The sequence below is a fragment of the Enterococcus sp. DIV1420a genome (assembly GCF_051712165.1).
In the GTDB taxonomy this organism is placed as follows: Bacteria; Bacillota; Bacilli; order Lactobacillales; family Enterococcaceae; genus Enterococcus; species Enterococcus faecalis.
The window spans coordinates 979,609-993,816 of record NZ_JBIOOI010000001.1 but is presented as its reverse complement, the minus strand read 5'-3'; the positions used below and the strand labels follow the sequence as shown (position 1 = coordinate 993,816).

At 37.4% G+C, this 14,208-nt stretch carries 13 protein-coding genes; 5 read left to right on the top strand and 8 right to left on the bottom strand.

The genetic code is table 11. The features are described from left to right. Positions 1-106 precede the first annotated feature (106 nt). Together IGI80_RS05065 and IGI80_RS05060 are read right to left on the bottom strand one after the other, a co-directional pair. Positions 107-1,072 carry a DUF4822 domain-containing protein gene (locus tag IGI80_RS05065; protein WP_438722748.1) on the bottom strand — a complete coding sequence of 322 codons (966 nt, stop codon included), beginning with the start codon at positions 1,070-1,072 and terminating at the stop codon, positions 107-109. 184 nt (positions 1,073-1,256) lie between these two features. Continuing rightward, entirely contained in the window at positions 1,257-2,234 is a 978-nt protein-coding gene (locus IGI80_RS05060; RefSeq protein ID WP_002358366.1) for a DUF4822 domain-containing protein, read from the bottom strand. 323 nt (positions 2,235-2,557) lie between these two features. Here IGI80_RS05060 and IGI80_RS05055 point away from each other — a divergent pair, with 323 nt between their 5' ends. Further along, positions 2,558-3,901: a sensor histidine kinase gene (locus IGI80_RS05055; RefSeq protein ID WP_002385380.1), complete on the top strand. Its 1,344-nt coding sequence runs from the start codon at positions 2,558-2,560 to the stop codon at positions 3,899-3,901. Next, on the top strand, positions 3,898-4,590 hold the full coding sequence (locus IGI80_RS05050; RefSeq protein WP_002358364.1) for a response regulator transcription factor: 693 nt from the start codon (positions 3,898-3,900) through the stop codon (positions 4,588-4,590). The genes IGI80_RS05055 and IGI80_RS05050 overlap by 4 nt, the downstream gene beginning before the upstream one ends. A 52-nt stretch (positions 4,591-4,642) precedes the next feature. On the opposite strand, the gene IGI80_RS05045 is transcribed toward IGI80_RS05050, so the two are convergent. The 3 genes from IGI80_RS05045 to IGI80_RS05035 form a co-directional block, all read right to left on the bottom strand. Further along, a complete protein-coding gene (locus tag IGI80_RS05045) occupies positions 4,643-5,788 on the bottom strand; it encodes a cysteine desulfurase family protein (RefSeq protein WP_002358363.1) in 1,146 nt (381 codons plus the stop codon). A 125-nt stretch (positions 5,789-5,913) separates the two neighbouring features. Next, positions 5,914-7,650 carry a septation ring formation regulator EzrA gene (ezrA, locus tag IGI80_RS05040; protein WP_438722746.1) on the bottom strand — a complete coding sequence of 579 codons (1,737 nt, stop codon included), beginning with the start codon at positions 7,648-7,650 and terminating at the stop codon, positions 5,914-5,916. 185 nt (positions 7,651-7,835) lie between these two features. After that, a complete protein-coding gene (locus tag IGI80_RS05035) occupies positions 7,836-8,522 on the bottom strand; it encodes an HAD family hydrolase (protein ID WP_002407443.1) in 687 nt (228 codons plus the stop codon). A gap of 186 nt (positions 8,523-8,708) precedes the next feature. Here IGI80_RS05035 and IGI80_RS05030 point away from each other — a divergent pair, with 186 nt between their 5' ends. Then, positions 8,709-10,061: an aspartate kinase gene (locus IGI80_RS05030; protein ID WP_010713599.1), complete on the top strand. Its 1,353-nt coding sequence runs from the start codon at positions 8,709-8,711 to the stop codon at positions 10,059-10,061. Positions 10,062-10,083: 22 nt separating this feature from the next. Here IGI80_RS05030 and IGI80_RS05025 read toward each other — a convergent pair whose 3' ends face one another. Genes IGI80_RS05025 through IGI80_RS05015 form a run of 3 tightly spaced genes read right to left on the bottom strand, consistent with a single transcriptional unit; the run spans position 10,084 to position 12,255 of the window. Further along, positions 10,084-10,620: a haloacid dehalogenase gene (locus IGI80_RS05025; protein ID WP_002355230.1), complete on the bottom strand. Its 537-nt coding sequence runs from the start codon at positions 10,618-10,620 to the stop codon at positions 10,084-10,086. Between the two features lie 16 nt (positions 10,621-10,636). Beyond that, the gene (locus IGI80_RS05020) at positions 10,637-11,470 is read right to left on the bottom strand and encodes a DUF72 domain-containing protein (RefSeq protein WP_002358361.1); all 834 of its coding nucleotides are present in this window, start codon (positions 11,468-11,470) and stop codon (positions 10,637-10,639) included. Between the two features lie 50 nt (positions 11,471-11,520). Continuing rightward, positions 11,521-12,255 carry an acyl-ACP thioesterase domain-containing protein gene (locus IGI80_RS05015; RefSeq protein ID WP_002355227.1) on the bottom strand — a complete coding sequence of 245 codons (735 nt, stop codon included), beginning with the start codon at positions 12,253-12,255 and terminating at the stop codon, positions 11,521-11,523. A 274-nt stretch (positions 12,256-12,529) separates the two neighbouring features. Here IGI80_RS05015 and IGI80_RS05010 point away from each other — a divergent pair, with 274 nt between their 5' ends. Next, entirely contained in the window at positions 12,530-13,114 is a 585-nt protein-coding gene (locus IGI80_RS05010; protein ID WP_002355225.1) for a lytic polysaccharide monooxygenase, read from the top strand. A gap of 42 nt (positions 13,115-13,156) precedes the next feature. Beyond that, a complete protein-coding gene (locus tag IGI80_RS05005; protein WP_002364979.1) occupies positions 13,157-14,203 on the top strand; it encodes a chitinase in 1,047 nt (348 codons plus the stop codon). Positions 14,204-14,208 lie beyond the last annotated feature (5 nt).

Below are 14,208 nucleotides of genomic sequence, written 5' to 3'. Positions count from 1 at the left end.
AATAATATTTAATTATAACTAATAACAATTTATTTATAGAAGAAGAGAAAACAAAAGAACGTTGGGGGACGTTCTTTTGTTAAATAAGAGAGAAGACAAGAGACTTTTAGAAAGTAAAGGCTGGGTGATATGTGCCTTGGTAAGGTTCATGTTCCACGAACACTTGAATATCATTCCCAGCATTATCTTTACCCATTCGAGTATACGTAAATCGATCATTGTTTAGTTCCGTTAATTCTAGCGCCGCGCCGTAACGATTCGTACCAATAGATACATGGGCCCGAATCTTGTTATTGTCCACCACTTGGAAGTACCCAAAGTCGCCGCGGGTTTCACCCGTTTGTAAATTGAAAAATTCATATTTACTTGTGTTTGGATCAAATTTCGCTAAACTAATGAAATTTTGATTGGCCGCTGTCACATCATTACCGTTTTTATCTACGACTTTTGTGCCATTCCACAAGGTTGTTCCTAAAATTTTATCCCCTGATTTATTTGTCACAATTTTGCCAGTTTGATTGGTTAATGCTTCACGTCCATTTGTAAAAGCTAATTTTTTCCCGTGATAAGGGATGTGTTCCACGTAAACTTCAACATCATTCCCCAGTTTATCTTTCCCTAAACGCTTGTAAGTAAATTTGTCTTTACTCACTTCGGTTAAATCCACTACGGCTTGATAATTTTGTGTTCGCGAAATTAAAATTCGTTTTGTGCCATCACCTGTCACAAAAAATGTTCCTTCGTCACCACGGGTTTCCCCAGTATTTTTGTCGAAAAACTCGTAAAAACCGGGTTCACCATCATATTTTGCTAAACCAATAAAATTAGCATTTTCTGCCGTTAAATCATTACCAGCAGTATCATAAACACGGGTTCCTTGCCAGTCCGTGCCAGATAAAATCTTAGTCGCCTTGTCGCCTCTTGTTTGGCCATTGTTTTGATGTTTGCCTAAATTTGCTGTAGCACTATTTGGATTGGCTGCATGACCTGCAAATGCTGGACTTGCATAACCTGCTATAAGTAACGTACTTAATGTTACTAAAGTAATCGAACTTAATACTTTCTTTTTCATAAAGCATCGCTCCTTTTCTTTGATAAACCTATCTTAACAAACAATTCTAAACTACCACGGTCAGAAAAATGAACAATTTATAAACGATTAAAAACAACTATAAACTATTTTTTTGTTAAAAATGAAGCGGTCAAAAGAATCCTTTACTTCCTTTTGACCGCTTCATCCACTCGTGATTGACTAATTAGAACGTGAAGTCTGGCGTAAAGTCTCCTTCATATGGTTCATGTTCTACAAAGACTTTAATTTCTTTGCCATTGTTGTCTTTACCCATTCGTGTATACGTAAAACGTTTATCATTTAATTCTGTTAATTCTAACGCAGCTCCATATTTATTGTCACCAATTGAAACGTGGGCCCGGATTTTGTTATTATCAATTACTTGGAAGTAACCAAAATCTCCACGGGTTTTACCCGTTTCTAAATCAAAGAATTCATATTTACTTGTTTTATTATCAAATTTCGCTAAACTAATAAACATTTTATTTGCTTCAGTAACATCGTTACCGTCTTCATCTAAAACTTTCGTGCCATTCCATAATGTAGCCCCTAAAATGTCATCCCCAGGTTCACTGGTAACAATCTTGCCAGTTTCTGTTTCTAAATCTTTACGGCCATTCGTAAAAGTTAATTTCTCGTCAGAATAAGGGATATGTTCTACAAAGACTTCTACATCTTTCCCGTCTTTATCTTTACCCATTCGCTTATAGGTAAATTTATCTTTCGTTACTTCCGTTAAATCAACCACCGCTTGATAGTTTTGTGTATCCGAAATTAAGATACGCTTTTCGCCATCGTCTGTCACAAAGAATGTGCCTTCATCGCCACGGGTTTCACCTGTTTCTTTGTCGAAAAATTCATAAAAACCTGTTTCACCATCATATTTTGCTAAACCAATAAAATTAGCATTTTCTGCTGTTAAATCATTATTATTTTTGTCGTAAACTTTTGTGCCTTGCCAATCAGTACTGGATAAAATTTCTGTTAATTCTTGTCCTTTTGATTGCTCTTTAGCTGCTTCTGCTGAACTAGAGACTGCAGTGCTTGAGCTAGCTGCACTTGATTTATCTGTTGCAGAGTTGGCTCCGCCAGCACAGCCTGCAATCAACAACGTACTAAAGGTTAATAAGGTAAGCGCACTAAAAACTTTTTTCTTTTTCATGGTTGGTAATCCCCTTTTTCTTTTTGATATATTTAGAATAGCAAAGCCTTATAAACTCCTACTTGCCGAAAAATGAACAAATTATAAACAAATGAAAAAAAGTTAATAACAATACTAGCTTTTTTTTGTTCACTTGTAATACACTATAAGTAAGAAATAGATTAAAACCACTAGGAGGGACGCTTTTGACCATTAAACGCCGCTTTTTTATTTCTTATATTAGTGCCATCATTATTACTTTAGCCTCTGTTTTAGCTGTTTTATCCTTAGCTTCTTACATCACGTTAGGGACTGTTCCCAGTTTGCCCCAAGCTTACCGAATGATGAATAAGCAACGACCATTGACCGCTAACGAAGAAGAAAGTTATTTGGCCTTAGATCAATTGTTAAAAAAGTCACCGAAATTACTAGATACGCCTTTAAGTAAAGAATTAAAGGAAACGATTCAAACAATTGAGGCAAAAGGATTAAGTGTGATTATTCGAAAGAATGCACGGTTTCCTTATTATTCGGATAATTTAGTAGAAAAATCTTTGTCTGTACATATTCCAAACTACGAAATGAATAATATTATGCCAACTGGCACACTGGATAATGCAGGGCGTCTATATCATTATGTCAAATCCGATTTTCATTATTTAGATGGTTCTAACGGGAGCTTTATTGTCTTGAAACGCGAAAGCAGCCTTTTTGAGTTCTTCACACGCTGGATTATCTGGATGATTTTGTTAATTATCCTTGTAGCAATTGCGGCAGCTTGGCTCATTAATAAGCGCTTAACCAAAACTACTATCGAGCCATTAGAAGCATTAGAAAAAGCGACTAAAACATTGGGTAAGGATGCCCAAAAAGAAAATCCATTTACACCAACTAGCCACCAAACCGTCTCAACAGAAGTCAAACAGCTCCAACTTAGTTTTGAACAAATGTGGCAAGATTTAGAAGAAGCCAATGCGGAACGCGAAAAATATGAAGCTAATCGGAAAGAATTAATTGCAAATATTTCTCATGACTTAAAAACACCAATTACTTCTATTATTGGTTACGTTGAAGGTTTGATGGATGGCGTTGCCAATACTGAAGAAAAAAAACAGCGCTATTTAACGGTCATTCATGAAAAAAGTTTAGGCCTCAATGATTTAATTGAAGAATTATTTTTGTATTCTAAATTAGACCTAGATCGTGCTGTCTTTACAATGGAAAAGACCAATTTCACTCGTTTTATTGCACATATTCTTGAAGAATACCGTTTGGAACAAGAACTCGTGATCACTTCTGTACTTCCCACCGAAGCTTTATACGTTCAAATGGATCCCACGCAGATGAATCGCGTGATTACCAATCTAATTCAAAATAGCATTAAATTTGCGGATCCCACTAAAGAACAACTAGCCTTTACGATTTCTTTAACGCATAATCAAACAGACTTAGTTTTAACCATTACAGATAACGGCATTGGTATCGATAAAAAAGAATTACCTTATTTATTCGAACGCTTCTATCGTGTAGACAAATCTCGAACCCCAACAGTTAAAGGAAGCGGCTTGGGATTAAGTATTGTCAAACAAATTATTGACTATCATCAGGGAACAATCACTGTCACAAGTAAAAAAGGAGACGGCACCAACGTGATAATTACGCTGCCGTTGTTGGAGGATGAAAAATGAAACCACATGTATTAATTATTGAAGATGATCCAAGCATTGCTGATTTGCAAAAAGATTATTTAGAAATTAACGATATGACTGTCACAATTGAACATGATGGAAAAAAAGGATTGGAAGCAGCTTTAAATGAGCCCTTTGATTTAATTATTTTAGATGTGATGCTGCCAACTATGGATGGTTTTGAAATCTGTCGTGCAATTCGGAAAAAAAAGCAAACGCCGATCATGATTGTTTCGGCTAAAAAAGAAGATATTGATAAAATTCGTGGGCTTGGCTTAGGTGCGGATGATTATATAATCAAGCCGTTTAGTCCCAATGAATTAGTCGCTCGAGCAAAAGCCCATATGAACCGTTATCAATTGTTAAGCAACGCAGAACAACCACCACAATTACTAAAAATCAATGAAATCGCTGTCGACACTGCCGCCCACAAAGTGTTTGTTTTAGAAAATGAAGTTATTTTTACAAGCAAAGAATACAAATTGCTGGTTTTCTTGATGGAACATCCTAACCGTGTGTGGAATAAAGAAGAACTTTTTGAAAGTGTCTGGGGGTTTGATGCCTTAGATACTGAGGTTTCGACTGTCGTTGTTCACATTAAACGGATTCGGGAAAAATTAAAAAAAGCCAATCTTTCTGACTCTCCAATTGAAACACTCTGGGGAAGTGGCTACCGCTTCAATCGATAAAGAGAGCAAAAATAAGTCGGAGCCTATTTCTAGGCTCCGACTTATTTTTTTATTAATTTACACGAGAAAATTTTTGATAAAGTTGGTTGAAAACAATCATAAACTGTTCAATTTCTGCCATTGTATTGCTTTCATCTAAACTAATGCGCACAGCGGAGGTCGCCAATTCCCCAGGCACATGCATGGCATACAAGGTGCTGCTAGCCATTTTTTTTCGGCTAGAACAAGCACTCGTGGTCGAAATATAAATCTGTTTTTCTTCCAATGCATGGACCAGCACTTCGCCACGAATCCCTTTCAAAGCAAAACATAAAATGTGTGGCGCAAAATGTTCATTATCTTGTGAAAAAACAGTCACATTTTGAAATTCTTCTAGCGCCTTTAATAAATAACTCCGTAATGTCGCCACATGTTGCGGCCGTTGTTGTTCGTTCTCTAAATGCAAGCGTAACGCTTTGGCCATTGCCACAATTGCTGGTACGTTTTCTGTCCCACTGCGTTGGTTGTTTTCTTGCCCACCTCCTGTTAAAAGCGGCGCTAAACGTTTCCCTTGTTTCCAATACATAAAACCAATGCCTCGTGGTCCATGAAATTTATGTGCAGAAAACGTTGCAAAATCCACCCGATCCGTTAACCACTCTGAGTAATTAACTTTCCCAATTGCTTGAACCGCGTCTACATGAAAATGAATTTTAGGAAACTCCGCTAAAACCTCGCTGATTTCTTTAATTGGTTGAATCGTTCCCACTTCATTGTTCACTGCCATAACAGAAACCAAAATCGTTTCTTTTCTAATTAATTTCTGTAGTTCCTCGACTTTTACACGACCTTCTTTATCCACTGGCGCATAAGAAAGTTCAAAACCTAGTTCGACTAATTGTTCCGCTGTTTCTGTAACTGCTGGATGTTCCACTGCAGAAATAATAATATGATTACCAAATTCTCGTTTTTCGATTGCCGTTCCTTTTAAAACCCAGTTATCTCCTTCAGTTCCGCCACTTGTAAAATAGATTTCATTTGCTGAAACATTGATTAGCTCCGCAATCTGCTTCCGTGCTTGTTGTAAGAGCCGATTCGCTTGGCTGCCTAAGTCATGCAGACTAGACGGATTGCCAATAATCCGCTGACTGGTTTTTACATATGTATCTAAAGCCTGGGGGTAAATCGGTGTAGTTGCACTATTATCAAAATAAATCATTTGTCACCCTTCTTTTTTAAAATTCTTTCCCATTATATACTTTCTAAAGTATCACTTCAAGTCACCACCACGCCATAAAAACAGAGGCTTGTCTGTCGACAAACCTCTGTTTAGTGATTGTTTAATTAAATTGCTGTTAAATTAGGGTTATTGATATTTTTAAAATAAAAATCTTCGATTCGTTTGAACGCCCCTGGCTCAACAGCTTCCAATGCCGTTCCAATTTCATCTAATGCATCTTGATAACGGAATTCTGTCGAGAATAAATACATGCTTTTATCTAAAGCCGCTCGGATGTTCTCGTGAGTATGACGATAGCGGTTTGCATATTGCATCATTTGTTCTGTCAGAGCTGCTGCATTGACTAAATCTTTTGTTTTCTTATCTAATAACTCTAAATCATCTTCGCATAAGTCACACAAACGATTGATTTCATCCATGTTAATGCGCATTTTATTTAAGGCTCGGCTTAAATCTTCAATTCGATCCGTTGCCACATAGAAAAATTCTAAGTAATCAGCAGACAAACCTGGTAATCGTTGCTTTTCAACATACCGCTTGATACTCCGTAAACGGAATTCGTATTCGTCGACTTTTTCTTGGGCGACTTTTTCGCCTTTTCTTAGTTCTTTCAATGAAGCATCAATTTCTAATTGTTGATTTTCAATATCATCTAAAATCTTATAGCATTCTTTATAGAACGCTTGAATTTCAGAGTAAGGAACGGTATGTTCTTTCATTCGAGGTTCCAATTCTTTTTGACGGCGGATAATTTCTTCAATTTCCGTTTGGAAACCACGACTACGTCCTAGCTCGTTGTTGTTTAAGGTATAGCTTTGTGATACATGGTCCAATTCAATCATTAATTGACGGTTATTTTTTAAGGAATGAGAAATATAATCGTCAATAATTTTTTGATTGGTTACGACATATTTCTTCGCTTCAATTTCACGTTCCATCACTTCATATAATGCATCAATCGCCGTTGCTGTGTCGCGATTTGCGACCTCTACTGCAGCAATCTCTGTTTTCTCTAAATCAGCCATTGAATTCTCGACACGTTTTTTCGCATGTTGAATTTCTTCAGCAAAGTTTTGTTCAGGGAACACATAATCGTCAGCTAATAATTGGTTGTAGCCTTCTTCGATTTCTTTTAATTGATCTGGGAAAGTTTCATTTAATTCTTCATACATTGGTGGAATCCGTTTCATTAAGTCTTCCAATTCATACGTATGACGTTCCGCATCTTCTAGGACTTCTCGAGCCTCGATTGGGTCCCCCGATGTATTTAGTGTGACAAATTGTGTGAATTCAATTTCGACGTTTCTTAATTGTTTTTGGATTTCGGAGTAAGCTGGACCAAAGCTAGCTTTATCATCTTTTAGTGATTTACTTAATTCTTCATAGACATCCAAAGCTTTTTGAACTTCTAATGAATTGCGCTCTTCACTTTCACGTAATTCTTTCAAGCCATTACGAATGACTTCCACTTCGGCTTCCATTTCGGTCATCGTTTCATTCGCTTCCACGACTGCTTTCTTCGCTTTCATGAAACGGAAAATTTCATTTTGATTTTCGACTTCATAAATTTGACTCTCTAGTTCGGCGAAAGAACGCGTCGATAGTTCTACCCAGCGTTGATTCCATTCACGGAAACTATTTTGACTCTGTCCAACTAGATGCATTTTTTTAATGTCATCGATTTCTTCAAAGACTGGCAAGTCAAACAGGGCTTCTTTACGAACTTCTAATTCATCTAATTGTTCTTGATTTTTTTTGCGCATAAAATAACCAATTAAGTATAGCACCGCAGCAATAATAACGATTACTAGTACTAAAATGATAATCCAATTATTCTTCATCTTGGCTCCTCCGATAATTTTTCTATAATAAAAGAAAGGTTGTTTGTTCTCTTCACACGGTTATCTATTGTTCCTGACCCTTGAAAAAGGGCATTCTTGCAGAAATACCTATAGAAAATTATAGCACAAACTGTATATTCATTCACTAGTTATAACAAACTTTTTTAAGAAAACCCGCGATCTTCTTACGAAGGGGTTGATTCACTGCTTTCATCGATCCGATTTTCACTAATTTTTTTACAAATATCACTTAGTTGTGTTAAGAAGGCATCCGCTTGACTTTGATCCATCCCAAAGTGTTCATCGCGCATCGCCCAAACTTCTAGCCCAGCTTCTTTGGCAGAGGCAATGCCTTTTTCTGAATCTTCAATGGCTATACATTCCTGTGGCGCAACAGCTAATTCTTGTAACGTGTGCAGATAAATATCCGGCGCCGGTTTACTTTCTTCGAAATCTTCCCCACTCACGACCGCATCAAAATAACTACTTAATTGCCCCACTGTCAAAACCTCTTCAATTGCGTCTTTTGTGGAAGAAGAAGCTAATCCGATTTTATAGCCTTGTCTTTTTAAAAATTGTAAAACACGTTTCGCATTTTCATCAAGCACAGCTAAATAATCTATCGGATGCGCTTTTTTATAGGCTATGTATTGTTCATTTAAAAAAGCAATATCTAGCTCTTTTTTGTTGACTTGTTCAATCTTTTGCCATAATGAACGCATATCCGCACCGACTAATTCTGGCAAGGTTAGGTCCTCAATGGTCAAATCAAATTCCGCTAAAAATGCTTTACGTCGCTCATAATAATAAGCTTCGCTATCTACTAGGACACCGTCCATATCAAAAATAATGGCAGTTTTGGATTCTGTCATACTATTTAACTCCTTCGTTACGACTCATATCTTTACAGTTTAACAAAATTTTAAGGAAAAATGAAGAACAAATATTTTCATGATTTCCTAACTTTCTGAAAATAAGTGGTTGCTTTTCTAAATGTTTTTCGGTATCCTTTTACTAATCTACAAATGAGAAAATAATTAAAAACAGGAGTGATAAACGTGAACGTAGTTAAATTCGGCGGTAGCTCGCTAGCATCAGCACCACAGTTACAGAAAGTCTTACAAATCGTCAAGGAAGAGCCGCGCCGAACGTTTGTCGTTGTATCTGCTCCTGGAAAGCGAACCCCGCAAGATATTAAAGTGACTGATTTATTGATTCAATACTATCAGCGCTACTTAAATAATGAGGAAATTGAATCGACAATCTCTGCCATCATTCGTCGTTATGAAGATCTTTTTGATGAATTACACTTGGATAAAGCAGTTTTAGCTGATATTGCTATTTCGATTCGCCAATTAGCCACTTTACCAAAAGAAAACAATGCTTTTTTATTTGACTATTTTTTAGCTAGCGGCGAGGACAATAATGCAAAAGTTGTTGCCAGTTTTTTCAATCAGAATGGCTTAGATGCTCGCTACATTAGTCCAAAAGAATTAGGTCTCCTAGTGACACCTGAGCCAGGCAATGCCCGCATTTTACCAAAAGCTTTAGAGAAAATTAGTGCCTATCGTGAGACTCAACAAATCTTGGTTATTCCAGGTTTCTTTGGTTATACAGAAGCCGGCGAAATTTGTACTTTTTCTCGTGGCGGTTCCGATATCACAGGGTCCATTGTTGCCGCAGGTGTTCAAGCAGATTTGTATGAAAACTTTACCGATGTGGACGGAATTTATGTCGCCCATCCTGGAATTATTGAACAGCCTCAAACGATTCAAGAATTGACCTACAGAGAAATGCGGGAGTTAGCTTATGCAGGATTTGCCGTCCTCCACGACGAAGCCTTAATGCCTGCCTATCGCGCAAATATTCCAGTCGTTATCAAAAATACCAACAACCCACATCATCCTGGCACCCTAATTACCACCTCTCGCAAAGTGAAGCATGCTCCTGTTGTAGGAATTGCTAGTGATCAAGGGTTCGCAAGTATTTACATTAGTAAGTATTTAATGAATAGAGAATTAGGTTTTGGGCGACGGCTCTTAGAAGTACTAGAAAAATTAGCCTTGAGCTATGAGCATATGCCCTCAGGAATTGATGACATCACGATTGTTTTAAGAGAAGACCAGTTAACAACTGAAATTGAAAATCAACTGATGGCCCAACTCCAAGAAGTTTTAGCGCCTGATGAGTTACGCATCACGCATCACCTTTCCATGATTATGATTGTCGGGGAAGGCATGCGCCAACGAATTGGGGTTACTGCTGAAAGTACAATGGCGTTAGCCAAAGAAAAAATCAACTTAGAAATGATTAACCAAGGATCTTCGGAAGTAAGTATTATGTTTGGTATCAAAAAAGAACAAGAGGAAAAAGCCATCAAAGCCTTATATCGGACGTTCTTCCATGATTAATGAAAAAGACGAATGAGTTTTCTCATTCGTCTTTTTCATTGGTTTCAGTAATTTTCAATTGGCGTTGAATTTCCGCTTTAATTTTAGCTTCTGGCGCAAAATCTTGTTCCCAATTTTCAGGTTTTAATACTTTATTTGTTTCTGGATCATAATGTGGCTGCCCATCTGGAAATAATTTCCCCATATTGGCTTGATGAACGATTTCAATAATTTTTGTTGGATTGACGCCCATTAAGCAAAACGAACCATAAGTAAAATACAATAAATCAACTAGTGCATCCACTTCCTCCACTAAAGGATCAGATACTGGTTTGCCTTTCGCCAAGACTTTCTGCTCTGCTTTATCGACAGATTTTTTTAATCCGTTGACCAATTGTTGAAAAAGTACTTGGTCATTATCAGCAGCACTATATAAAAATTCTACAAGTTCTTCAACTTTAAACTCTGCTCGTCGACTGGCTAACTCTGGCGAAAAAGCAGTTGGTTGCTCTGGTTGTTGTGGATTAAAAACCTCGTGGAATGCACAAGCCATTTCATAAGGGGATTGCTTTTCAGACATTCAGCTACCTTCTTTCTCAAAATAAATCTAATTGTTTTGGATTCAAATCATCGTAACTCAAATTCAAGACTTTTTGCATCTGTAGAGCGTTTTCTGCGGCATCGCCGCCAGAATTATTATTAAAAATTACGCCCACTTCTTTAGCTTCTTGCGACATTTTTAAAACAGCTTCGCTTAAATCAGCGATTTCCTGCGTATTATAATGATAAAGGGTTCTTTTTTTTCGCCACTCTGCATCATTGGCTAACCAGCCAGCCGCATTACGTCCGTGAAACCGGAAGAGCACGAGATTAGGATTCGTTACATAAGGATAAAAGGGCACTGGATTCGTAGGAATCTGCGGTTCATCTACAATCACAAGTGAAAATTGATTTTCTTTCATAAATTGCAACATTTGTTTTACAAAGTTTGGTTGATACCATGAATTATTTCGTAATTCAATGGCGATGGGTAGGTCTTTAAACCAGTGACGAATTTTTTGCAAGTAAGCGACATTTTCTTTCGTACAACCAAATGTTCCTGAAAATTGTACCAGAAAGGCAAATAATTTTTTACTTTCAATTAATGGGGCCATACTTTCTAAAAAGGCGGTGATCATTTCTTCTTCACTTGCATAATAGGTCTGCCACTCACCTTGACAACTGATTCCACTATAAACTTTCATGACAAAGCGAAAGTTTTCGGGAACTGCTTTGACCCATTCAGCTACTCGTTCTTTGGGAGGAATCCCGTAATACGCCGTGTCCATTTCAACTAGTGGTAAATGACTGGCATATTCATAAAGCGTGGCCCGTTTTTTTCCAGTTAAATAGTCGTGTTCACTAAAAGATGTTAATCCTAAGCGAATCATGTCCTTCCTCCTCTGCGTAACTTTTTATTTTTCTAAACCGTCATCTCAACTTAGTTGGTCCAATCGATATTCGCTTCACAATAGGTTTGACCATCAATCCGAATCTCATGGCGCGTTTTCAACTGATTTTCTTGTTCGACAATTTCGTAATGACTTTCGACTTCTTGGCCATATTCTACTTCTTTATCAAATTTCACAAGAATTTTTTTCGGTTGATGCGTTGTTAAAAAGTCATACCCTAACACATCCAATAACCAATTAAAGTAAATCGCATTATTAACATGTTGATTGCCATCAATATCAAAAAAACGCACACGATAAGGTAAAAAGTTCCCCTCTGTGACCTTTTCAATTTTTTCATGGCGATAAATTTTAGTGATTTTTTCAGAATCAAAAGGTGCAATAATTTCTGGTAACACACTACTGATTTTCCGATTTTTTTGATCCATTAAGACAAAGGTTGATTTCACAAAGACACATTCATTGCCTTCTTCATCATGAACCCAAAAGTTACGATAACAAAAATATTTGTTATAACTCATAGCTTGCGTTGTAATTGCTACTTTTTCACCAACTTTTGGTAAGCGGTGAATCTCTATTTCATAATTGGTGATGACCCAGCCTAGACCAAATTGAGCGACATAAGCCGCATCTCTTCCTAGTAATTCTGTTTGTTCTTCTGATACTTTAATGACAACCGCTAACAAAGCCGGTATCTTCATTGCACCAGTAAAATCGCCGTCATAGTAGGCAACTTCATAAGAGGATGTATGTTTTTTTCCCACGAAATAATCTCCTTTTTCCAATGGCTACTTTCGTGTCATTGTTTCTTCTTAAAAGTATACCACGTGATTTCTTCAATTGCGATTCCGAATGAAAAATTAACAAAACTTTGAAAAACACTATTATTTATATTATTTAAAAACATTCTTAATATTACTTAAAAAATATTGTTTTATTTTTAAAAATAACATTTCTTATTATTTGTATCCGAAAGATTATTATGTTATATTCCTATCTGTAAGCGCATACAAAATAATTTTTTAGGAGGTTTTTTTCGTGAAAAAGAGTTTATTAACAATCGTCCTGGCTTTTAGTTTTGTTTTAGGTGGCGCTGCATTGGCCCCTACTGTTTCGGAGGCTCATGGTTACGTAGCAAGTCCTGGAAGTCGTGCTTTCTTTGGTAGTTCTGCTGGTGGTAACTTAAATACAAATGTTGGTCGTGCACAATGGGAACCTCAAAGTATCGAAGCGCCCAAAAATACGTTTATTACTGGTAAATTAGCCAGTGCAGGTGTCTCAGGTTTTGAACCTTTGGATGAACAAACAGCTACTCGTTGGCACAAAACAAACATTACAACAGGTCCCCTTGACATCACTTGGAACTTAACTGCCCAACATAGAACTGCTTCTTGGGATTACTATATTACTAAAAATGGCTGGAATCCCAATCAACCATTAGACATTAAAAACTTCGACAAAATTGCTTCAATTGACGGTAAACAAGAAGTTCCTAATAAAGTTGTTAAACAAACAATTAATATTCCGACAGACCGCAAAGGTTATCATGTCATTTACGCTGTCTGGGGCATTGGTGATACGGTGAACGCCTTTTACCAAGCGATTGATGTGAACATTCAGTAAAAATACTCACATCTTAAACTACATTAAAGGAGTTCTCAAAAAATGAAGCTAAAAAAAATAATTCCTGCTTTTCTCCTTCTTTCAACCGTTGCAGTTGGCTTGTGGTTAACGCCTACTCAAGCTTCTGCAGATGCTGCGGATACGATGGTAGATATCTCTGGCAAAAAAGTGTTGGTTGGATATTGGCATAACTGGGCCTCAAAAGGACGCGATGGTTACAAACAAGGAACATCAGCATCGCTGAACCTTTCAGAAGTAAATCAAGCCTACAATGTCGTACCGGTTTCCTTCATGAAAAGCGATGGCACGACACGGATTCCTACGTTCAAGCCTTATAACCAAACAGACACTGCCTTCCGACAAGAAGTCGCACAATTAAATAGTCAAGGTCGCGCAGTTTTATTGGCACTTGGTGGAGCAGATGCACATATCCAATTAGTCAAAGGCGATGAACAAGCCTTTGCGAATGAAATCATTCGTCAAGTGGAAACATACGGCTTTGATGGTTTAGACATTGACTTAGAGCAATTGGCGATTACTGCTGGCGACAACCAAACCGTCATCCCTGCTGCATTGAAAATAGTCAAAGACCATTATCGAGCACAAGGAAAAAATTTCATCATTACGATGGCGCCAGAATTCCCTTATTTAAAACCTGGTGCCGCTTATGAAACATACATTACTTCCCTAAATGGTTATTATGATTACATTGCCCCACAATTATATAACCAAGGCGGCGACGGTGTCTGGGTCGATGAAATTATGACTTGGGTTGCTCAAAGCAACGATGCTCTAAAATACGAATTCCTCTATTATATGTCTGATTCATTAATCCATGGCACGCGCGGCTATCTACAGATACCAAACGATAAATTAGTCCTTGGTCTACCAGCAAATCGGGATGCTGCTGGTAGCGGCTATGTCGTTGAGGCTACCCCTGTAGCCAAAACTTTTGATCAGTTAGCAAAAGACGGTAATCCTATCCGTGGCTTAATGACTTGGTCTGCAAATTGGGACGTTGGTCAAGATGTCAACGGCAAGTCCTACAACAATGAATTTGCGACACGTTATAGTAACCTTGTAAAATAAAAGCT

Excerpts from the sequence above, each read along its gene's own strand:
- IGI80_RS05065 (WP_438722748.1), bottom strand. The coding sequence starts at position 1,072 with ATGAAAAAGAAAGTATTAAGTTCGATTACTTTAGTAACATTAAGTACG.
- IGI80_RS05060 (WP_002358366.1), bottom strand. The coding sequence starts at position 2,234 with ATGAAAAAGAAAAAAGTTTTTAGTGCGCTTACCTTATTAACCTTTAGT.
- IGI80_RS05055 (WP_002385380.1), top strand. The coding sequence starts at position 2,558 with ATGAATAAGCAACGACCATTGACCGCTAACGAAGAAGAAAGTTATTTG.
- IGI80_RS05050 (WP_002358364.1), top strand. The coding sequence starts at position 3,898 with ATGAAACCACATGTATTAATTATTGAAGATGATCCAAGCATTGCTGAT.
- IGI80_RS05045 (WP_002358363.1), bottom strand. The coding sequence starts at position 5,788 with ATGATTTATTTTGATAATAGTGCAACTACACCGATTTACCCCCAGGCT.
- ezrA (WP_438722746.1), bottom strand. The coding sequence starts at position 7,650 with ATGAAGAATAATTGGATTATCATTTTAGTACTAGTAATCGTTATTATT.
- IGI80_RS05035 (WP_002407443.1), bottom strand. The coding sequence starts at position 8,522 with ATGACAGAATCCAAAACTGCCATTATTTTTGATATGGACGGTGTCCTA.
- IGI80_RS05025 (WP_002355230.1), bottom strand. The coding sequence starts at position 10,620 with ATGTCTGAAAAGCAATCCCCTTATGAAATGGCTTGTGCATTCCACGAG.
- IGI80_RS05020 (WP_002358361.1), bottom strand. The coding sequence starts at position 11,470 with ATGATTCGCTTAGGATTAACATCTTTTAGTGAACACGACTATTTAACT.
- IGI80_RS05005 (WP_002364979.1), top strand. The coding sequence starts at position 13,157 with ATGAAGCTAAAAAAAATAATTCCTGCTTTTCTCCTTCTTTCAACCGTT.